General features: G+C 71.9%; 20 protein-coding genes. 14 read left to right on the forward strand and 6 right to left on the reverse strand.

The annotated features are described in order from the left end of the window. Positions 1-11: 11 nt before the first annotated feature. The gene (locus tag ABIE67_RS42155; RefSeq protein WP_370266851.1) at positions 12-1,388 is read right to left on the reverse strand and encodes an alpha-lytic protease prodomain-containing protein; all 1,377 of its coding nucleotides are present in this window, start codon (positions 1,386-1,388) and stop codon (positions 12-14) included. Positions 1,389-1,600: 212 nt separating this feature from the next. Between ABIE67_RS42155 and ABIE67_RS42160 the strand changes: the two genes are divergently transcribed. The 7 genes from ABIE67_RS42160 to ABIE67_RS42190 all read left to right on the forward strand — a co-directional run bounded on the left by ABIE67_RS42160 (position 1,601) and on the right by ABIE67_RS42190 (position 8,389). Then, positions 1,601-2,050: a Fur family transcriptional regulator gene (locus ABIE67_RS42160; RefSeq protein WP_370266852.1), complete on the forward strand. Its 450-nt coding sequence runs from the start codon at positions 1,601-1,603 to the stop codon at positions 2,048-2,050. 24 nt (positions 2,051-2,074) lie between these two features. After that, positions 2,075-4,288, forward strand: a complete 2,214-nt coding sequence (gene katG, locus ABIE67_RS42165) for a catalase/peroxidase HPI (RefSeq protein ID WP_370266853.1) — start codon at positions 2,075-2,077, stop codon at positions 4,286-4,288. A 224-nt stretch (positions 4,289-4,512) separates the two neighbouring features. Further along, positions 4,513-5,619 (forward strand): NAD(P)/FAD-dependent oxidoreductase, encoded by a 1,107-nt coding sequence (locus ABIE67_RS42170; protein ID WP_370266854.1) that lies wholly within the window; start codon positions 4,513-4,515, stop codon positions 5,617-5,619. 407 nt (positions 5,620-6,026) lie between these two features. Beyond that, positions 6,027-6,722: a hypothetical protein gene (locus tag ABIE67_RS42175; protein WP_370266855.1), complete on the forward strand. Its 696-nt coding sequence runs from the start codon at positions 6,027-6,029 to the stop codon at positions 6,720-6,722. Then, the gene (locus ABIE67_RS42180; protein WP_370266856.1) at positions 6,719-7,006 is read left to right on the forward strand and encodes a BON domain-containing protein; all 288 of its coding nucleotides are present in this window, start codon (positions 6,719-6,721) and stop codon (positions 7,004-7,006) included. Before ABIE67_RS42175 ends, ABIE67_RS42180 begins: the two co-directional genes overlap by 4 nt. Then, positions 7,003-7,725: a metallophosphoesterase gene (locus ABIE67_RS42185; protein WP_370266857.1), complete on the forward strand. Its 723-nt coding sequence runs from the start codon at positions 7,003-7,005 to the stop codon at positions 7,723-7,725. Before ABIE67_RS42180 ends, ABIE67_RS42185 begins: the two co-directional genes overlap by 4 nt. 136 nt (positions 7,726-7,861) lie before the next feature. Then, a complete protein-coding gene (locus ABIE67_RS42190) occupies positions 7,862-8,389 on the forward strand; it encodes a hypothetical protein (protein ID WP_370266858.1) in 528 nt (175 codons plus the stop codon). 84 nt (positions 8,390-8,473) lie between these two features. Here the strand turns inward: ABIE67_RS42190 and ABIE67_RS42195 are convergent, their stop codons facing one another. Further along, positions 8,474-9,037, reverse strand: coding sequence for a hemerythrin domain-containing protein (locus ABIE67_RS42195; protein WP_370266859.1), 564 nt, complete (start codon positions 9,035-9,037; stop codon positions 8,474-8,476). 267 nt (positions 9,038-9,304) lie between these two features. Here ABIE67_RS42195 and ABIE67_RS42200 point away from each other — a divergent pair, with 267 nt between their 5' ends. From ABIE67_RS42200 to ABIE67_RS42210, 3 genes are read left to right on the forward strand one after another with little or no spacing between them, the layout of a single operon-like run. After that, positions 9,305-10,525: a polysaccharide pyruvyl transferase family protein gene (locus ABIE67_RS42200; protein ID WP_370266860.1), complete on the forward strand. Its 1,221-nt coding sequence runs from the start codon at positions 9,305-9,307 to the stop codon at positions 10,523-10,525. Positions 10,526-10,555: 30 nt separating this feature from the next. Further along, on the forward strand, positions 10,556-12,007 hold the full coding sequence (locus ABIE67_RS42205) for an FAD-dependent oxidoreductase (RefSeq protein ID WP_370266861.1): 1,452 nt from the start codon (positions 10,556-10,558) through the stop codon (positions 12,005-12,007). A 22-nt stretch (positions 12,008-12,029) separates the two neighbouring features. After that, entirely contained in the window at positions 12,030-12,809 is a 780-nt protein-coding gene (locus ABIE67_RS42210) for an SDR family NAD(P)-dependent oxidoreductase (protein WP_370266862.1), read from the forward strand. Positions 12,810-12,829: 20 nt separating this feature from the next. Here the strand turns inward: ABIE67_RS42210 and ABIE67_RS42215 are convergent, their stop codons facing one another. After that, positions 12,830-13,402, reverse strand: a complete 573-nt coding sequence (locus ABIE67_RS42215) for a GNAT family N-acetyltransferase (RefSeq protein ID WP_370266863.1) — start codon at positions 13,400-13,402, stop codon at positions 12,830-12,832. Positions 13,403-13,423: 21 nt separating this feature from the next. Continuing rightward, positions 13,424-14,077, reverse strand: a complete 654-nt coding sequence (locus tag ABIE67_RS42220; RefSeq protein ID WP_370266864.1) for a phosphoribosyltransferase — start codon at positions 14,075-14,077, stop codon at positions 13,424-13,426. Between the two features lie 159 nt (positions 14,078-14,236). Here ABIE67_RS42220 and ABIE67_RS42225 point away from each other — a divergent pair, with 159 nt between their 5' ends. The 3 genes from ABIE67_RS42225 to ABIE67_RS42235 all read left to right on the forward strand — a co-directional run bounded on the left by ABIE67_RS42225 (position 14,237) and on the right by ABIE67_RS42235 (position 15,468). Further along, on the forward strand, positions 14,237-14,689 hold the full coding sequence (locus ABIE67_RS42225; RefSeq protein WP_370266865.1) for a YbhB/YbcL family Raf kinase inhibitor-like protein: 453 nt from the start codon (positions 14,237-14,239) through the stop codon (positions 14,687-14,689). Positions 14,690-14,760: 71 nt separating this feature from the next. Next, positions 14,761-15,000, forward strand: coding sequence for a hypothetical protein (locus tag ABIE67_RS42230; RefSeq protein WP_370266866.1), 240 nt, complete (start codon positions 14,761-14,763; stop codon positions 14,998-15,000). Positions 15,001-15,108: 108 nt separating this feature from the next. Then, positions 15,109-15,468: a hypothetical protein gene (locus ABIE67_RS42235; RefSeq protein ID WP_370266867.1), complete on the forward strand. Its 360-nt coding sequence runs from the start codon at positions 15,109-15,111 to the stop codon at positions 15,466-15,468. Here the strand turns inward: ABIE67_RS42235 and ABIE67_RS42240 are convergent. Next, positions 15,462-18,371 (reverse strand): glycosyl hydrolase 115 family protein, encoded by a 2,910-nt coding sequence (locus ABIE67_RS42240; protein ID WP_370269468.1) that lies wholly within the window; start codon positions 18,369-18,371, stop codon positions 15,462-15,464. The genes ABIE67_RS42235 and ABIE67_RS42240 overlap by 7 nt on opposite strands. Before the next feature lie 377 nt (positions 18,372-18,748). Here ABIE67_RS42240 and ABIE67_RS42245 point away from each other — a divergent pair, with 377 nt between their 5' ends. Beyond that, the gene (locus ABIE67_RS42245) at positions 18,749-19,390 is read left to right on the forward strand and encodes a phosphoribosyltransferase (protein ID WP_370266868.1); all 642 of its coding nucleotides are present in this window, start codon (positions 18,749-18,751) and stop codon (positions 19,388-19,390) included. A gap of 18 nt (positions 19,391-19,408) precedes the next feature. Here ABIE67_RS42245 and ABIE67_RS42250 read toward each other — a convergent pair whose 3' ends face one another. Continuing rightward, the gene (locus ABIE67_RS42250) at positions 19,409-20,533 is read right to left on the reverse strand and encodes a CapA family protein (protein WP_370266869.1); all 1,125 of its coding nucleotides are present in this window, start codon (positions 20,531-20,533) and stop codon (positions 19,409-19,411) included. Position 20,534 lies beyond the last annotated feature (1 nt).

Genomic DNA, 20,534 nt, shown 5'->3' on the forward strand with positions numbered 1-20,534 from the left:
CCTGCGACCCGTTACAGCTTCTGCCACAGGGCCGGAGTGGCCACCGGCGACCATCTGCCCTGGGCCTGGTGGCTCTGCAGGCACTGGTAGCGCACGCCCGCGTGGGTCACCGTGCTGCCGACCTCGTAGACACGGCCCGCGGCCCAGGCGTCGACGGCTCCGTTGTCCTGCGGAGCGGGAGCGCCCTTCTGGGCGGCCGCGGTCTTCAGGACGAGGCCGAAGTCGCTGAGGATCGGGTTGATCGGCTGGTAGAAGGTGGTTCCGCCGTCCGTGCAGTCACCCGAGCCGCCCGAGGTCACACCCTGGGCCTGGGATCCCGACAGGTACGGGCCGCCGGAGTCGCCCGGCTCGGCGCACACCGTCGTCTCGGTCACGCCACGCACGGTGCCCTCGGAGTAGGTGACACTCGTGTCGTGCTGCTCGATGGTGCCGCAGTGCCATCCGGTGGCGGAGCCGGAGCGGCAGATCGACGCCCCGACCAGCGCCTGGACCGAGCCGGTGACCTGCGTGCGCTCGCCTTCCTCGCCCTTCACGTCGGCCGTGGCGGTCCAGTTGCTGTTGACGCCGACCCAGGACATGTCCTTGCTGGGGAACGTGGAGGCCTCGAAGGTGCCCTGCGCGGCCATGTTCGAGCCGCTGGTCGAGTCGCCCTCGTTGCCGCAGTGGCCCGCCGAGGCGAAGCCCTGCTGCTCGTCCTTGGTCACGGAGAACCCGATGGAGCAGCGGGCGGTGCCCTCGATGTAGTAGGCCTCGCCGCCGACGAGGTCCGCCAGTAGCCGCGGCCGCTGTGCCGAGACACGGACGCCGACGCCCTTGCCCTGGACGTCGGCGGCCTTGATGAAGGCGTTGGCGGCGGACCGCTTGGTGGCCTGGACGACGACCCGGTTCGTCGGTACGTCGACGTACCAGACCGGAGTGTCGCGCGTCTTGACACGGCTGGCGGTACTGTCCAGCTTCGTCTTGACGGCCCGGAGCTCGGACAACGGCCGCTTGACGACCGCCGCCTTCGCGCCCTGGGCCTCGATGGCGGCCACGTCGGCGGCGCGCGTGGTCGCGACGGTGAGCTCGGCGGCGGTCGTCCCTCGCAGCCAGGCACCCGCGAAGCGCTCGCCCAGGGAGTTGCGGAGCCGCCCGGCGCGGACGCCCGCCTCCGCCTCGTTGACCAGCCGCTCCGCCGCCTGTCCCGGCTTGAGCTTGAGGTCACGCTCCAGGGCTCGCAGCACCGCCGCGGGCGGGCGGTCGGCGCCCAGCGTCTGCGCGGCGGTGGACGCGGGCACCGGCGCGGGGGGCGGCCCGGCCGCCGCGGCCGAGGTGACGCCGCTGAGGACCAGGGCGCCGAAAACGGTCAGGGCGGTGCGGCGGCCAGCCGCCGTATGTCTGCCGAGCATGCGTTGTACCTCCATCGAGTACAGGGGGATTGCGACCAATCCAGGCCTTGACAAAAAGGCATGACTCGATGTCAGAAAAGATGATTTTTAGCGCTTTGGGAGGCGTCGAGGGCGTCATGTGCGCCAGGTGAAGGTGTGAACCCTGTGGCCTCCCAGACTTTCATCATTCGTTTTCTTGAATCATTCGTGTTTAGCGCGGTAGGTTGTCTGCCATGACCGCATCCCAGACTCCGACCCCCGCCGAGGAGCTCCGCGGTGCCGGCCTGCGGGTGACGGCCGCGCGTGTCGCGCTGCTGGAGGCCGTCCGGGCCGGTGACCACCTCGGTGTCGAGGCCATCGCCTCGGGGGTGCGTGATCGCGTAGGTCATGTCTCCCTGCAGGCCGTGTACGAGGGCCTCCACGCACTCACCGCGGCGGGCCTCATACGCCGCATCGAGCCGGCCGGCAGTCCGGCCCGGTTCGAGGGGCGTGTCGGTGACAACCACCACCACGTCGTGTGCCGGTCGTGCGGTGTCGTCGCCGACGTCGACTGCGAGGTCGGCGAGGCACCCTGTCTGACCGCGTCCGACGACCACGGCTTCTCCATCGACGAGGCCGAGGTCACCTACTGGGGCCTGTGCCCCGCCTGTTCCACCGCCAGCAGTGCACCCCGAGCACTGTGATTCACCTAGTTCGGAAGGTTTCCCATGGCTGAGAACCCCGATGCGATCGTCACTGACGCGAAGACTGAGGGCACCGGTGGCTGCCCCGTCGCGCACGGTCGCGCCCCCCACCCGACGCAGGGCGGTGGCAATCGTCAGTGGTGGCCGGAGCGGCTCAACCTGAAGATCCTCGCCAAGGACCCGGTCGTCGCCAACCCGCTCGGCGAGGACTTCGACTACGCCGAGGCGTTCCAGGCCCTCGACCTGGCGGCCGTCAAACGGGACATCGCCGAGGTGCTGACCACCTCGCAGGACTGGTGGCCGGCTGACTTTGGCAACTACGGCCCGCTGATGGTCCGGATGGCCTGGCACAGCGCCGGCACCTACCGCATCAGTGACGGCCGTGGCGGTGGCGGCCGTGGTCAGCAGCGCTTCGCGCCGCTGAACAGCTGGCCGGACAACGGCAACCTCGACAAGGCCCGCCGTCTGCTGTGGCCGGTCAAGAAGAAGTACGGCCAGTCCATCTCCTGGGCCGACCTCATGATCCTCACGGGCAACGTGGCGCTGGAGTCGATGGGCTTCGAGACCTTCGGCTTCGGCGGCGGCCGCGCCGACGTCTGGGAGGCCGACGAGGACGTCTACTGGGGTCCCGAGACCACGTGGCTCGACGACCAGCGCTACACCGGCGACCGTGAGCTGGAGAACCCGCTCGGCGCCGTCCAGATGGGCCTCATCTACGTCAACCCGGAGGGCCCCAACGGCAACCCGGACCCGCTGGCCGCGGCCCGCGACATCCGCGAGACGTTCCGCCGCATGGCGATGAACGACGAGGAGACCGTCGCCCTCATCGCCGGTGGTCACACCTTCGGCAAGACCCACGGCGCCGGCCCGGCCGACGCGGTCGGCAACGACCCCGAGGCCGCCTCCATGGAGGAGCAGGGCCTGGGCTGGAAGTCCACCTACGGCACCGGCAAGGGCGGCGACGCCATCACCTCCGGCCTCGAGGTGACCTGGACCACCAAGCCCACCCAGTGGAGCAACGACTTCTTCGACATCCTCTTCGGCTACGAGTGGGAGCTCACGCAGAGCCCCGCCGGCGCCAACCAGTGGGTGGCCAAGGACTCCGAGGAGATCATCCCGGACGCGCACGACGCGTCGAAGAAGCGCCGTCCCACCATGCTCACCACCGACCTCTCGCTGCGCTTCGACCCGATCTACGGTGAGATCTCGAAGCGCTTCCACGAGAACCCGGACCAGTTCGCGGACGCCTTCGCCCGCGCCTGGTACAAGCTGACCCACCGTGACCTGGGCCCGAAGTCCCTGTACCTCGGCCCGGAGGTCCCCGCGGAGACGCTGCTGTGGCAGGACCCGCTGCCGCAGGCCGAGGGCGAGGCCATCGACGCCGCCGACGTGACGGCGCTCAAGGCCAAGCTCCTCGACTCGGGCCTGACGGTCTCGCAGCTGGTCTCCACCGCGTGGGCGTCGGCCTCGACGTTCCGCGGCAGCGACAAGCGCGGCGGTGCCAACGGCGCCCGTATCCGCCTGGAGCCGCAGCGCGGCTGGGAGGTCAACAACCCCGACGAGCTCGCCCAGGTCCTGCGTGTCCTGGAGGGCGTCCAGGCCGAGTTCAACTCCGGTGCCAAGAAGGTCTCCCTGGCCGACCTGATCGTCCTCGGCGGTGCCGCCGCGGTCGAGAAGGCCGCCAAGGACGCCGGGTTCGACGTGACGGTTCCCGTCACGACGGGCCGTGTGGACGCGACCGAGGAGCACACCGACCCGGAGTCCTTCGCCGCGCTGGAGCCGACCTCGGACGGCTTCCGCAACTACCTCGGCAAGGGCAACCGCCTGCCGGCCGAGTACCTGCTGCTCGACCGCGCCAACCTGCTCACCCTGAGCGCCCCCGAGCTGACCGTCCTCGTCGGCGGCCTGCGCGTCCTCGGCGCCAACCAGGGCGGCTCGCAGCACGGCGTCTTCACCGACACCCCGGGCAAGCTGACCAACGACTTCTTCGTCAACCTGCTCGACCTGGACACGACCTGGAAGTCCACGTCCGCCGACCAGACCACCTTCGAGGGCCGTGACGCCTCGGGCGAGGTCAAGTGGACCGGCACCCGTGCCGACCTGGTCTTCGGCTCCAACTCCGAGCTGCGCGCCCTCGCGGAGGTCTACGCGAGCGACGACGCCAAGGCGAAGTTCGTGAACGACTTCGTCGCGGCGTGGGCCAAGGTCATGGACCTGGACCGGTTCGACCTCGTCTGATCCATCCCGCCTAGACGTCCAGGCCGGCCCGCACGGGACGGCCTGGACGTTTTCGTCTGACCATGGCTGTGCCTCACAGGGCACACTTTTCACAGAACGCACACTGGGCCCCATCAATTTTTTAAGTTTCAATCGATAGGCTCGCCGACAGGGGAGTGGCCAAAGGCGGCCCACCCGCCGCGCCACTCGCTCCTCCTTCCCCCCACCAGCACAGGAGACTCGGCGTGCTTGACGGCGACGTAGTGGTGATCGGCGGCGGCTATGCCGGAGTTCGTCTGGCGAAGCGACTGGACGGGACGGCACGGGTCACGCTGGTGGACCGCAAGGAGGTCTTCTTCCACCGCATCGCCTCCCTGCGCGCCGGCGTACGCCCGGAGTGGTCGCACAGCCCCTTCATCCCGTACGACCGACTGCTGACCAACGGCCGGGTGGCCGTGGGCAAGGCCGTCCGCATCGACACCACCGAGCGGCAGGTGAAGCTCGCGACGGGCGAGCGCCTCCCCTACGACGTCCTGGTGATCGCCACCGGCGCCGACTACCCCGAACCGGCCCGCTTCGCCGGCACCACCGCCGAGGAGGCGGCGAAGTCCTTCGCCACGCACCAGCAGCAGATCGCCGCCGCCGAGCACGTCCTGGTCGTCGGCGGCGGCCCCTCCGGCGTCGAGCTCAGCGCCGAGATCCGCCTCGCCCGGCCGGAAACCCGGGTCACGCTCGCCCACTCCGGGCCCGAACTGCTGCACGCCACGGGCAGCGCGCGGGCCGGGCGCAAGGCGCGGACCTGGCTGGAGTCGCATGGCGTGGACGTGCGGCTGGACGCCTTCATGTCCCCCGGCAACGACTTCGGCACCTATCGCGACGCCCACGGCAACGTCATCGAGGCCGACCGCTCCTTCTGGGCGACCGGCACCACCCCCAACACGCTCTGGCTGCGGCTGGCCGGACACGGGGACTGGCTGAACGGAACGGGACACGTGAAGGTCGACCAGGCACTGCGCGTCCAGGGGTGGCTGGACGTCTTCGCGGTCGGCGACGTCAACGACGCCACCGAGGTCAAGGTCACCCCGGCCGCGCTCGCCCAGGCCGACCTGGCCGCCCACAACATCCGCGCCTATCTGAACAGCGCCGGCAAGCACCGCAAGGAGCCGCGCTTCTACCGGCCGATCCACCGCACCCCCCTCATCGTCCCGTTCGGCGCCGCCGACGGGGTGACGATGCTGCCGGTGCCCGGCGGCGAGACGGCGGTCCTCGGCGGCCGCACCACCACCCTCGCCAAGGCCAAGACCCTCATGACCCCCTACATGAGGCGCCAGCTCGGCTACACCGCGGCCTAGGGGGCGTTTCGAAAGTCCCGCACAGCGCCCGCGGCGCCCGGCACGCACCCTCGCCGCACCGACCAAAGGCCCAAGTACGTCCAGTACGAGGGCCTTCGTCCGGCACTCCCCCAGCCTTCGGCCGGGGGGACCCCCAGGGCACGCACCGGACACCGCGGGCACCGCACGGGACTTTCGAAACATCCCCTAGGCGCTCCGCTGGGTGGGCCGCGACACTCGTCGTTCGTCTGCAGCGCCGTCGTGGCTTGTCCCGCCCACGCGGCGGAGCCGCATATCGATACGGCCCCGCGCCCCTTCGGGGCGCGCCTAACCGCAGCGGAGTCGAAACCGGAGCGCCGGGTACTCGGTGCCTCTGCCGAGCCCGCCCCGGGCTCGCACCGGATCTCCGTGCGGCGAACGGAGTCGTGATGACGCAGAACCAGGAGAGCGCGACGCCCGCCATGCGACCTGGGCTCCCCGAGCTGCGCCCGGTCGGGGACAGCCCGGTCGAGCCGACCGCGAGGGAACCGGGCCGGCTGACCACCCAGGAACTGCCCCGGGACCGCAGCCAGGCGATCCTCGAGGCGGCCAAACAGATCGGCGCGCTGCTGAAACGCAAGGGGCACACCTTCGCCCTGGCCGGAAGCGTGGCCGTGTACGCCCATGGCGGGAGCGGTCACCTCCAGCACGACGCCGACTTCTGCGTGCGCCGCTCCGACGCCGAGGCGGTGGCGGACACGCTGGCCGAGGCGGGCCTCACGGTCCGCACGCCGCCGGAGGACTGGCTGCTGAAGACCACGTGCTTCGGCCAGGAGGTCGACCTCCTCTTCGAGATGGCCCACCGCCCGGTCACCACGGACATCCTGGCCCGGGCGCAGGAGATCCCGGTCGACTCGGTGCTCATGCCCGTACTGGCGCCGACCGATCTCATGCGAGGGCTGATCCTGGCGTTCTCGGAGCACTACTGCGACTTCGGGCCGGTACTCGCCGCGGCCCGCGCCCTGCGCGAGAAAGTCGACTGGGAGGACGTACGCGGCTCCTGCGGGGACGAGGCGATGCCCGCCGCGTTCTTCTTCCTCCTGGAGCGCCTGAACGTGATCGCCCCACGGGAGGAGCACCGATGAGCGGCCCCGGCACCCGGCCCGCCCCGGGCACGGGCGGTGCGCAGAACCTGGACTACCTCGTGGCCCATCTGACCGACCACCTGGCCGCCGGGCACCTCGGCGAGCTGGGGGTGCGCATCGAGATCCGCGGCGAGGCGATCCTGCTGACCGGCACCGTTCCGTCCGCCCAGTGCCGCGACGACGTCCTGCGCGCCGCCCGCGCGGAGCTGCTGGGACATCCGGTCCACTGCGACATCGTGGTCGCGGACAACGCCGCGCCCGACCATGCCGAGGAGGTCGAATGATCCGGATCGCGGCCGTCGGGGACATCCACATGGGCCCCGAGAGCCAGGGCGTGCTCCGTCCCTCGTTCGAGACCCTGCACGAGAGGGCCGACATCCTGCTGCTCGCCGGGGACCTCACCCGGCACGGCACCCCCGAGGAGGCCCAGGTCGTCGCCCGGGAGATCAAGGACCTCGCGGTCCCCGTGGTCGCCGTCCTGGGCAACCACGACCATCACGCCGACTGCGCCGACGAGGTCGCCGCCGTGCTCCAGGACGCGGGCGCGCGGGTCCTGGAAGGGCAGGCCACCGTCGTGGACAACGGCGGGGCGCGCATCGGCGTGGCCGGTACCAAGGGGTTCGGCGGCGGATTCGTGGGCCGGTGCGCCGGCGAGTTCGGTGAGCCGATCATGAAGGAGTTCGTCCGGTACTCACGGCACCGCGCCGACACCCTGCGGGCCTCCCTGGAGGAGCTTCAGGAGCAGGACTGCGACGTACGCGTCGCCCTCACCCACTTCTCCCCGGTGCCGGACACCCTGGCCGGTGAGCCTCCCGAGATCTACCCCTTCCTCGGCAGCTATCTGCTGGCCGAGGCGATCGACACCGCGGGCGCCGATCTCGCGGTGCACGGACACGCGCACCTCGGCACGGAGCACGGCATGACCAGTGGGGGCGTGAAGGTCCGCAACGTCGCCCAGCCCGTCATCGGCCGGGCGTTCCACGTCTACCACCTGGCGGGCTGAACGCCGTCCCGAAAGGTGTGGGCGAGGCCACGCCGTTCACGAGGCCGCAGGCATGTCGGCCGCCCGGGGTCCCGGGCTACCGTTTGGGGGATTCACCTTGATTCCCGCTCCCGCCAGTACCTCGGACGGCCCAGCAGTGCTCGCAGATCTCTCCCCGCTCATCGCGGCGACCACCCAATGGCTGACGCGTTCCTACCCCGCGTCCGGCGGCGCGCTCGCCGCTGCCCTGGGCGAGGTGCAGGCCCGGCAGGCCGTCACCGTCGCGGCGTGGCTGCGCTACCCGACACCGACCGACGCCGCCCTGGTCGGCATGGCCGGACCCGGCGGCTCGGCCGCGCTGGACTGGATCACCGGCGCGGACGCGACCGGGCACGAGGCGACGGACGACCTCGCCTGGCGCTCCTGGGTGGACGAGGTCGTGGCGAGCTGGGCGGCCTGTCTGCTCACCGACGGCGCGCTGGCCCGGCTGGCGGTCGGGGCGATCGCCGAGGGCGGCCACGCGACCGGTCTGCCGGTCGAGTTCCGCCGCCTGGTGTCCCCGGACATACGGGACCGTCAGGCAGCGGCCCTGCTGCGCCACCCGGACCTCCTCGCCCCCGTGGCCGGCCTGCACCGCCCCGCCCTCCACGAACGCCTCGACCCGGGCCGGGCACTGATCGCCTGACCCCAGACGCCCAGACGCCCAGACGCCCAGACGCCCAGACGCCCAGACGCCCAGACGCCCAGCGCCCGGGGGACGTAGGCCGGGTCAGTCCTTCTTGCCGCGTCCCGTCAGCGCGTCCCGCAGCCGGTCGACCAGGCCGGCGCCCGGAGCCAGCAGCTTGTTGGCCGGCGGCTTGTCCGGGGCGGACGGGTGGGGGCGGGTCGGCGCCAGCTTCTTCGCCTGGCGCACCTTGTCGCCCAGGGTGTCGAGCGCCTCCGGCGGACAGGCCGCGCGCAGATTGGGGAAGAGGTTCTGCTCCTCGTCGGCGATGTGCGAGCGGACCTCCGTCATCAGCATCCCGATGAGCCGGTCGAACTCGGGATCGTCGGCGTCGCACCCCTCGAGGTCCTTCATGATCTGCTCGGCCTTGGAGTGGTCGTCGATCTCCCGGTCGGCGATGGCGTCCCCGCCCGCCACATGTTCCCGCACGGCCGGGTACAGGTACATCTCCTCGGCCACCGAGTGCCGCACCAGCTCCATCGTGACCTGGTCGGCGACCATCTTGCGGTCCTTGTCGCCGTACGGAAGCGCCTCGATCCGGCCGAACATCTCCTCCACCTCGCGGTGATCGGTCACCAGCTCGTCGATGACGTTCCCACCATGACCCATGGTCTCCACCTCCAGAACAGGGCGGCGGCCCGGACGGACCCGCCGCGGCCTTCGAGTGCCCGCACCCGGCAGGCTCACACGAAGGCGGCGGAAAGGACGGGCGCCGCGCGAGCGCCCATACTGGTCCGAGGTGAGATTTCCTCCGTAAGGCCCGGGTAGCCGGGCCGGACGCCACGACGGCGCACCGCCGTCCCCCACGACGGCGCGCCGCCATCTCAGAAGACCCCCCCCGCGGGCCCGCCCGTCTCCTGCGAACGGGAGTTCCGGATGACGATCAACCCGCCCCTGCCACCCGCCCCGTCGGATCTGCGGATCGGCCTGCTCGGCTCCTACGGCGGACGCAACATCGGCGACGAAGCGATCCTGAAGTGTGTGCTGGGCTGCCTGCGCGCCCATCGGCCGCATGCCCGGCTCGTCGTCTTCAGCCGGAACGCCGGCCACACTCGCGGCCATCAGCCGGAGGCCGACGAGGTGGTCGACTGGGAGGGCGTCCCGCAGAGACCCGTCCTCGACGCCCTCGCCGGACTGGACCTGCTGGTGCTGGGCGGCGGCGGAATCCTCTACGACGGTGAGGCCCGCCGCTATCTCCGGCTGGTGAAGGCGGCTCACGAGCGCGGTGTCCCCACCTTCGCCTACGCGGTCGGAGCCGGGCCGCTGCGCGAGCCGGACGACCGCGACGCCGCACGCACCGTGCTGCCCGGGATGACCGAGGTCGTCGTCCGCGACGAGGAGTCCCGCCTCGTCCTGGAGGAGGTCGGCGTCGAGGCCGAGCTGACCGTCACCGCCGACCCGGCGCTGCTGCTCACGCCGGAGCCCTTCACCGAGCGGATGATGCGGCACGAGGGGCTCCCCCTCGGCGCCCGGCTCATCGGGATGTCCGTACGCGAGCCCGGCCGGGCGGCGGAGAAACTCGACGAGGACGACTACCACGCCCTGCTCGCCGAGGTGGCGGACTTCCTCGCCCGGCGCCTGGAAGCGCACGTCGTCTTCGTACCGATGGAACGCCAGGACGTCCGGCACGCCCACGGCGTGCTGTCCCGGATGAGCGCCCCGGACCTGGGCCGCATCCTGCACAATTCCTACAGCCCCGGCGAGATCCTCGGCTTCATGAGCCATCTGGACATGGTCGTCGGCATGCGCCTGCACGTCGTGATCTTCGCCGCGCTCGCCGGCCTGCCCGTGCTGCCGCTGCCGTACTCCGGCAAGGTCTTCGACTTCGCCCGCCGTACGGGGGCGCCCGAGCTGGTCGGTGTGGCACGCGAGCAGGCCGGTCTCCTGCTCGCGGAGGTGGACCGGCTCTGGGACGAGTTCCCGCGGCGGCAGGCGGACCTGAACACCCGGGTCGAGGGGCTGCGAGCCCTGGCCCGCGAGACCTGCGCCCGCTGCGGAGCCCTCCTGGACGCCATCGACGGCGGGGACCGGCGCGACGCCCGGCGCGCGGAGGACGCGAACCTGATCCTCAGCCGGGCTCCCGGACGGCCGACCTGAGGCAACCGGACCCAGTCGACGGGAGAAGCGATGCCGATCCTGGAACCACCTCGCCCTGCCACGACCGTCACCCTGCCCCCGCGTGCCGCCCGCCACGGCGGCCGCACCGACGTCCTGGTCGTCGGTGGCGGCCCGGCCGGCACCGCCGCGGCCTACGCGGCGGCCGACGCCGGAGCCGACGTCGTGCTCGTGGAGCGTTACGGCTTCCTCGGCGGCAACGCCACCGTGGCGCTGGTGATGCCGCTGATGTCGTTCCACAACGAGCAGAAACAGGCCGTCTTCAACGAGAGCGGAAAGGACGGGCGGCTGCTGCCCACCGACCACGGCGAGGGCGACCCCGTGGTGGCCGGATTCCTGTGGCTCCTGCTGGACCGGCTCACCGCGCGCGGCGGCTGTATCCCGCCGTCCCCCGACACCGGCTACACCGTGCCGTTCGACCCCGAGCTCTACAAGCTCGTCCTCCTCGACCTGCTCGACGAGGCGGGTGTGCGGATGCTGTTCCACTCCTTCGCCTCCGCAGCGCTGCCCCTCGACGACGGCTGGCGGGTGGTCTTCGAGACCAAGTCGGGGCCGGTGGTGATCGACGCCGGAGTCGTCGTCGACGGCACCGGGGACGGCGACATCGCCGCCGCCGCGGGGGCACCGTACGAGATCGGACGGCCGGAGGACGGCCTGGTGCAGCCGATGACGCTGATGTTCCGCGTCGTCGACTTCCTCCAGCCGCACTTCTCCGAGTACGTCGGCGAGCACCCCGACCAGTGGCGGGGCGTCCACGGACTGTGGGACCTGGTGCGGGAGGCCACCGAGGCGGGCGAACTGCGCCTGCCCCGCGAGGACATCCTGCTCTTCAGCACCCCGCACCCCCACGAGGTCAGCGTCAACAGCACCCGGGTCACCCGCGCACTCGGCACCGACGTGTGGGACCTCAGCCGCGCCGAGTACGTCGCACGCCGCCAGATGGACCAGATCGACCGCTTCCTGCGCCGCCGCGTGCCGGGGTTCAAGAAGTCGTACGTGGCACAGAGCGGCGTCCAGATCGGCGTACGGGAGACGCGCCGCATTCTCGGCGACTACCACCTGACCGGCCATGACATCCTCGCCGCGCGCTCCTTCCCGGACGCCGTCGCGCACGGCGCCTACCCGGTCGACATCCACAACCCCCGGGGCAGCGGCACCGTCCTCAAACGCGTCCCGCGCGGGCACTTCTACGACATCCCCATGCGCTGTCTGCTGCCCAGGGACGCGGACCGTCTGCTCGTCGCCGGGCGCTGCATCTCCGGCTCGCACGTCGCGCACTCGTCCTATCGCGTCATGCCCATCTCGATGGCGACGGGCCAGGCGGCGGGCGTCTGCGCCGCGCTGGCCGTCCGCCTCGGCCGCAGTCCCCGCGAGGTGCCCTACCACCTCGTCCAACGCGCACTGGTCCGGCAGGGCGCCCACCTGCGCCTGGAACCACGGGAACCCGTGTCACCGCCGCACTGACGACAGGCCCTAGGGTGCGGACATGACATCGCAGGCATACCTCTCCGAACTGTTCTCGCTGGAAGGCCGGGTCGCCGTGGTGACCGGCGGCAGCTCCGGCATCGGCCGGGCCATCGCCGAGGCCCTCGCCCGCGCGGGCGCGAGCGTCGTGGTCGTGGCCCGCAGGGAGGCGGAGCTGGCCGCGACGGTCGGCGACCTGGAGGACCAGGGCTGCCGGGCGGCCTGGGTGAGCGCCGACCTGAGCACGCGCGACGGCGTGCGGGCCGCGGCCGAGGGGGCGGCCAAGGCGTTCGGTGAGCCCGACATCCTCGTCAACTGTGCCGGGATCAACCTGCGGCCGCCGATCGGCGAGCTGGGCGAGGACGTCTGGGACACCACGATGGCCGTGAACCTGGAGGCGCCCCATCTGCTGGGGCAGCGCTTCGGGCCCGGCATGGCCGAGCGGGGCTTCGGGCGGATCATCCACATCACCTCCCAGCAGGCGCACCGGGCGTTCGTCCAGAGCGGCGCCTACGGCGTCTCCAAGGGCGCGCTGGAGTCGCTGGCCCGCTCACAGGCCGAGGCCTGGTCGCCGTACGGCGTCACCTGCAACACGCTCGTGCCGGGCTTCGTCATGACGCCCCTCAACTCACGCCTGTCGTCCGACCCCGAGAAGGTGGCGGCCCTCGCCGCCTGCACGATGGTGGGGCGCAACGGGCTGGCCGAGGACTTCGCCGGAGCGGCGGTGTTCCTCGCGAGCGGCGCCTCCGCGTACGTCACCGGGCAGTCGGTCTTCGTGGACGGCGGGTTCTCGGTGCACTGAGCCCGGCACCGGGGCACCCGTCAGCGCAGGTCGAGGCGCATCAGGATCCGGGGATGGCCGGCCAGTACCGACGTCGTGTCGGCGGCGTGGACGAAACCCGCCCGTTCGAAGTTCTTGCGGAGCCCGGCGTAGGCCATCGTCAGGTCGACCCGGGCGTCACCGTTGTCGAGGGGGTATGCCTCGACCATCGGAGCACCCCTCTCGCGGGCGAACTCGACCGCGCCCGCGATGAGGGCGTGCGTGATCCCCTGCTTCCGGTGGCCGGGGCGGACGCGGATGCACCACAGGGACCACACCGGCAGGTCGTCGACGTGCGGGATCTTGCGGTTGCGTGCGAAGGACGTGGCCGAGCGCGGCGCCACGGCCGCCCAGCCCACCGGCTCGTCGCCGTCGTAGGCGAGCACTCCCGGAGGGGGATCGGCACGGCACAGTCCGGCGACGTACTCCCCGCGGGCCGGACCCCGGAGTTCGTTGTTCAGCTTGGACGGGATCCGATAGCTCAGGCACCAACAGACGTTCGCCCCGGGCGACTTCGGGCCGACCAGCGCACGGACGTCCTCGAAGACAGCGGCAGGGCGCACCTCTATGGCCATGCCACCCTGCCACGGCGCAGGTCAGGCCGTGGCGTGGAACGCCTGCAGGGTCTCCGCGGCCCGCGCCTCGGAGAGCCGGCCGAAGTCCTCGTACCACTCACCGACCGCGTGGAGGGAGGGCGGCTGTTCCAGGCACAGGAGGTCGTCGCACTCGGGGCGGATCGCGGCTGCCGTCCGGGGGCTGCCGACGGGGACCGCCAGGATGAGTCGCGCCGGGCCGTGGCGGCGCAGGAAGCGCAGGGCCGCCGTGGTGGTGAGGCCCACGGCCAGGCCGTCGTCGACGAGGACGATCGTGCGGCCGATGATGGACGGGAGGGCGCGGTGGCCGCGGTAGACCCGCTCGTGGCGGTGCAGCTCGTTGCGTTCGCGGGCGACGACATCGCCGAGCCGGTCCTCTGACAGATGCATCATGACCAGGCTCTGCCGGTCGTACAGCGGCGGATCGTCGGCGACGATCGCTCCGATCGCCGTCTCCGGCCGGATCGGCGTGCTGATCTCGCGGGCCACCAGGACGTCCAGCGGGGCGTGCAGAGCGCGGGCCACCTCCGCGGCGACGGGCACGCCCCCGGGCGGCAGGGCCAGCACGAGCAGATTGGTCAGGTCACCGGCGTCGGCCCACTCGACCAGCCGCAGGGCGAGCTCCTGTCCGGCGTGCGTACGGTCGCGGAATGCCATGGTGCTTCCCTCCCTCGACCCCGCCTCGACGATCGGCGCAGGCGCCGAGTTCCCGGCGGGTGCGGGGCGAAACGAGGCGCGGCCGTCGCCGGCCCCGGCTTCCGCACGGCGGGTCCGGCCTCGCGTGTGGCCCGCCTTCGGGTGGGTACTGCGGCGCGCATGAGCGACATCGAACTCAAGAGCTCCGCGTTCCACGATCACGAGATGATCCCGCGCCGCCACGCCTGGGAGGGCGAGAACCTCTCCCCGCCCCTGGCCTGGTCCGGAGTGCCCGACGAGGCGGTGGAGCTGGCCCTGCTGTGCGAGGACCCGGACGCACCGTCGGGGACGTTCGTCCACTGGCTGCTCACCGGCATCGATCCGCAGGCGGAGGGGCTGCCGGCCGGCCGGACGACCCCGGGCAGCCACCCGCACACCAACGGCTTCGGGGAAGCGGGGTGGGGCGGCCCGCTGCCCCCGGTCGGCGACGACGCGCACCGGTACTTCTTCCGCCTGTACGCCCTCCCGGGCCCCGTCTCCATCCCGGAGGCGCCCACGGCCGTCGAAGCCCACAGGGTTCTGGACCGCCAGCAGCTGGCCAGCGGAACCCTCGTCGGGCTCTACCAGCGCTGAGAGCCCTCCCCGGGCCGGTCCGGCCGGTACGCCGGGCTGCGTTCCGGCCGCGCGTAGCGCATGGTGGTGGCATGAGCACGCGTCCCCCCGTGGTGGTGCAGCCGCCGGCGTCGGACGGCGGGCGTCAGGTGACGATCCGCGGCGAGCCGACGGGCACCGCGTACAGCCTGTTCGACGTGCTGGACCTGGTGCACCGCGCGGGTCTGCCCGGCGAGGACCGGGCCGTCGACGACCCCGAGCTGATCGAGTGGCGCGGCGGCGGACCGTACGACTGGAACGCCCCGGAGCCGCCCGATACGCCGGACGGGTGAACGAACCCGAACGACACCCTCGTAGGTCTGAGGTTCCCGTACTGGCGCCGCTGTCCTTGACTGAGAGCAGCAGGTCCGAACGGGACCACCACCGCACGGGGAGCACACATGAACCGCAGGAAGAGCATCGTCGCGGCCGGTCTGGCCACCACCCTCTCGGCCCTGGCGTTCACCGTCGGCGGCCTGGCCGCACCCGCACAGGCCGCGGCGTCCGGTGACGTCGCGACCATGGCGGGCACGGTCGACTGTGACGGCTGGGTGCACAACAACAACCCGGACCACGGCATCGCGGGCTGCGAGAACAACACCGACCGCACCGTCACCTTCCGCGCCGAGATCGTCTGCGGCTGGGCACCCGACGTCTCCGGCCAGTGGGTGACGCTGGCGCCGGGCCAGTACGGCGAGTCCTCCGGCGTCTGCGCGGTCTACAGCTCGGGCGTCGGCAGCGTCGGCTGGACCATTCAGTAGGGCCGGAACCCCGCAGCCCGGTCCGGATCGGCATTGAACTCCGCGTGGTAGCTCTCCGGCGGCGCCAGATAGCTGACGGGCAGCCCGCCGGTGTCGATGACGATCTGGTCCACGGCGATGCCCGGGTCGACCATGAAGATCCGCAGGACATGCTGACCGGGCTCGTCCACCGTCACCCTGGCGGTCAGTTTCTCGACCCCGTCCTCCACGTTGCGGGCCCAGGCGTCGCCCCGGTTGCCGGTGGCGACGGACTGGCCCGCGAGGACGGTGGCCGGCCCGTCGTCGAGCGCCACGGCCAGCCGGCGGTGGCCGCGCTCGTCGAGGGACGGCAGCCGGAAGACGGTGACCGGGAAGGTACCGGCGCCGTCGAAGCGCACCCGGTACCTCAACTCCGGCGCCCTGGTGGCGAAGTCGGCCGTCACCGGGGCCGCCGTCGACGGCACCGCCTCCAGCGCCGCCGTACGGCGGCCCAGCCCGCGCACCTCCCGCCAGCGGGCCCCGCCGCGCGCCACCCGGCGCTCGGTGTGCACGGCGTCGATCGAGACGTACCCGTGGGCCGCCACGAACCCACGGGCCCGGCGTCGCGCCCGCTCACCGTCGTTGACCACCCGCAACGGCACCTCGAACCGCTGCCCGGCCGCACTGACGGCCACCGTGGCGTCGTCGTACGCCCCCTCGGGCATCCGCGCCCAGTCGATCTCCACCCACACCCGCGTCTGCTCGGTGAGAGAGCCTCCCGCCGAGCTCAGCAGCACCCAGGGGTGGCTCGCCTCGGCCGACCAGTCGAGCGGCAGGAAACCGGTGTTGAAGACGTCGAGGAAGCGTCGGTCCCGGGTGTAGGAGGAGAAGGACAGCGGACGGGCCGCCCCGGTCTCGTTCCCCTCGGCCGCCACGCCCAGCCCCGAGGTCTCCCGCCGGGCGATCCGGGTGACCGCCGGGCGGCCCGGAGCCTTCGGGATCTGCGAGGGGTACGGGTTGACGATCCCGTCCCACTTCCCGCCCGCCACCTCGGTGTTGTACTGCTTGGTGAGCGCCGCCTCCTCGGCGTGGGCGGCCTCGGCCAGGTCGGCGAAGCGGTTGGTGCCGGCCCCGCGACCCTGCCGGACCGCGAGCGCGTTGCGGTCCGCCCAGTAGTACTTCAGGTTCATCAAGTACGCGCCGTGCACCGGGTATTCGACCAGCTCGAAGAAGGCGTCCCGGTACTGCTCGGGCACCTTGGCCCCCACCGCCCGCACCCGCGCGAGGAGCTCCTCGTACGCGGCCATGCGGCGGCCCGCCTCGTCGCCGTGGTGGATGACGGAGACCAACCTCGGGTCGATGAACTCCGGGCGCCGCTCCGCCGCGAGCCGGTAGTACTCGGTACGGATGGCGGCGATCTCCCGGCCGTACCGCCGGCCGAACTGCCGCCCCGACCACTCGGCCAGGAAGTCGCCGACGTCGTCGGCGCCCCACCGGTCCACGTCCCAGGCCATGTCCATGCTGAACGACAGGCCGGTCTCGATCGACTTGACGTCGCCGACGTTGAAGATCCACATCCGGTCGACGCCGTGCTCGTACGCCCGCCGCAACTCCTGCCAGACCTTGGCGAGTTGGGCGGTGTCCAGCCACAGATAGCTCTTCGGGCGGCCCCAGTAGGACAGGTGGTAGTAGATGCCGTTGCCGCCGGCCCGGCCCCGCTCGGCGTCGTTCGGCAGCTGGCGCATGTTGCCGTGGTTGTCGTCCGGCCAGATCAGCGTGACGTCGTCGGGGACCTGGACGCCCGCGTTGTACAGCTCCAGGACCTCCTTGTACGGGATGAAGATCTGCGGCTCGGCCGCCGTACCGACCTCCTCGGCCAGGATCCGGCGCTGGTCCGCGATGATGTCGTTCATCACCGCGACCTTCTCCGGGACGGTGGTGGCGTACTTCGTCTCCAGCGCGCTGTCGTGCAGTCCGCGCATGCCGATCGTCCAGCTGCTCTCGTACGACGCGTTCTGTTTCGCCCGGGCTCTCCAGTAGTCGGAGATGACGGCGGGGTTCACGGTGTAGTCGTACACGGGCAGGGTGCCGTCCGCGCCGGGGTGCTCCTTGGCCCACGGCTCCCACTCGTGCACGCCGTTGCGCAGCAGGGCCTCGGGGTGGCTGGAGCCGACGATGATGCCGTAGCGGTCGGCCAGTTCGGGGTTCTCGCGGTGCTTGTTGAAGAAATCGGAGTACGGATGCATCGCCGGCCACAGGTAGTTGGCCTTCAGGCGGAGCAGCAGTTCGAAGACGCGTTTGTAGGTCTCGGGGCCGATGTTCTTGGCCGGCTCCTGGGTGCGGTGCGACCAAGTGGTCAGGTTCTGCTCGTCGTTGATGAAGACGCCTCGGTAACGCACCGACGGCTCGTACCGCTTGAGCGGGCCCGCGGGCACCGTCACGGTGTCGCGGCGGGCCACCGGGACGTCGGCCCACCAGTACCAGGGGGAGACCCCGATGCGCTCCGAGGTGTCGTAGATGCCGTAGACCGTGCCGCGCCGGTCGCTGCCGGCGATCACCAGCGCCCGCTCGATGCCGGGCAGCGGACGGTCCACGACCTGCGTCACGGACGCCTCCCAGCGCCCCTTGACCCGGGAGACGTCCAGGCGCCGCTGGGCGACGAGCCGGTCGACGACCGGGCCGGCACCCAGCGTGCCCACGAGCACCAGGCCCGCCGCTGTCTCCGGCAGCGTGTGCCGCAGCACCGGCCGGACCCCGCTGACCCGCTCGATGTCCGCCTGGAGATCGCCGGCCGCGCGGATCACGGCGGGGTCGTCTGCCGCGTCGACGTACAGCTCTACGGCGGTGCCGCCCCGGACCAGCGGGAAGTCGGGCCGGTCCGACGCGGCCCGCGCGGCCGAGGGGAGGGCGGCGGGCAACAGCGGGGCGGCGCCGACGGCGGCCATTCCCCGAAGGAAGGACTTGCGGGTCCAGGGCTCGGACGGGAGGGGGAGGGGGCGGGGTGAGTCGTGGTGCTGCACGTGACGCTTCCTTTCCGCGCAGGACTGAAGGGGCGTGGTGCGAGGGAACGACGTGAGCTGCGTGCGTGCGTGTGTGCGTGGGCAGGCAGGCCTTGGCGTGGTCAGGGCCTCGGCGTGGTCAGGGCCCTGCATGGCAGGGCATGGCTTGGCATGGCCAGGCTAGAAAGCGCTTGCCGTCCGGAACCCTAAGCCAGTCCTGTCCGAGCGGTCCAGACCCGTGTGACGTCGGCGGCCGGACGAGGGCCCTGGTGTGTCCGGTACCGGTGGGTGGGGTACGCGGCGACGGACGGAAGGGGAAGCCCATGCAGTTCCGTGACCGCAAGGAGGCCGGGCGGGAGCTGGCGGAACAGCTGCGCATCCGGCAGGAGAAGGGCACCCTTCCGCATCCCGTGGTCCTCGCGCTGCCCCGGGGCGGCGTCGCGGTCGCCCGGGAGATCGCCCGGGCGCTGGAGGCTCCGCTGGACGTGCTCGTCGTACGCAAGATCGGGGCACCGTTCCACGAGGAGTTCGGCGTGGGCGCGCTCGCGGGCGACGACCCGCCGCTCTTCGACGAGCAGACGCTGTACCGGCTGGGGTTGAGCGAGGCCGATCTGGCGCCGGTGGTGGAGCGGGAGCGCAAGGAGCTGCGGCGGCGCGAGGAGCGCTATCGGCAGGGCCGGCCGGCTCCGAGCCTGCGCGACCGTACCGCCATAGTCGTCGACGACGGTGTCGCGACCGGCTCGACCGCACGTGTCGCCCTGCGCGCCGTACGCAACCAGGAGCCCGAGCGTCTGGTCCTGGCCGTACCGGTCTGCGCACCGGAGGCGGCCGGGGAACTGCGCCGGGAGGTCGACGAGTTCGTCTGCCTGCATCAGCCGAGGCTGTTCAGCGCGGTCGGGGAGTGGTACGAGGACTTCGGGCAGCTGACCGACGCCGATGTGCTGGAGGCCTTGCGCGGCGAGTGAGGCTCCCCGGGGGGCGGTTCATGGGGTGGCTCGTGCGGCGGGCCGCGTCAGGGTGAGCGCGCCGTCCGCCGCGACGGCGAGGTGGGCGCCGTAGCTGATGCGGTCGAGGGTCGAGTGCAGCCAGGCGCGGTCCTCGGGCGGGGCGGGCTCCAGGCGCATGCGGCGGGCGAGCAGGGGCACCATGCGCAGGTCGGTGAGGTCGCCCGTGTCCGCCGCCAGCGTCACGAAGTAGGCGATGCGGAGGTCGTCGCGGTACTGCTCGTAGCCGGGGATGCCCTCGTAGTCGTCGATGAAGTCGCCGCAGCCGTGCAGGATCAGCCGGCCGCGGTAGACCTCGACGGGGCGCGGGTGGTGCGAGGAGTGGCCGTGGACGACGTCGGCACCGCCGTCCACCAGGGCGTGCGCGAAGCGGCGTTGGTCCCGGGGGACGAGGTAGCCCCAGTTGGAGCCCCAGTGCACGGACACGACCACGAGGTCGCCGGCCCGCTTCACCTGCCGGATGTGCCGAACCGCGGCGGCGGCCGTGGCGGGCGTCAGTTCGGGCACGTAGGCGACACCGGACAGGTCCGCCGTCGCCGCCCAGCCCGCGGGGACGCCGCTGGTACCGGCGCCGAGGGCGAAGACGAGCACGCGGCCGCCGTGCGGGAGCGGGAGAGCCACCGGCGCGTACGCCTCCTCGGCGCTCCGTCCCGCGCCCGCCGTCCGCAGACCCGCTCCGTGCAGCACGTCGAGCGTCTCCTCCAGGCCCGCGCGGCCGAAGTCCCGCACATGGTTGTTGGCCAGGACGCAGACATCGGGCCGGGCCACCCTGAGGGCGGGCAGATTGGCCGGATCCATGCGGTAGTGGACCGCCTTGCCGGGCTCGAACGCCGCACTGCGCGTGATCGACGTCTCCAGATTGACGATCCGGACGTCCGGGGCGTTCGACTCCAGCACCGACAGCGCCTCGCCCCACGGCCAGGACGGGTCGACGGGGGCCGGGATCGGGCCGCTCACCGACTCCGCCATGCTCACGTAGGAGCGCGCGTCCGTGACGTACCCCTCCCGCAGCACCGGGTCGCCGGGCCGGGCCAGGATCTGGTCGACGCCGCGTCCGAGCATCACGTCACCGCAGACGAACAGCGTGACCGTGCCGCCGTTCATG

The organism is Streptomyces sp. V4I8, from assembly GCF_041261225.1.
GTDB lineage: Bacteria > Actinomycetota > Actinomycetes > Streptomycetales > Streptomycetaceae > Streptomyces.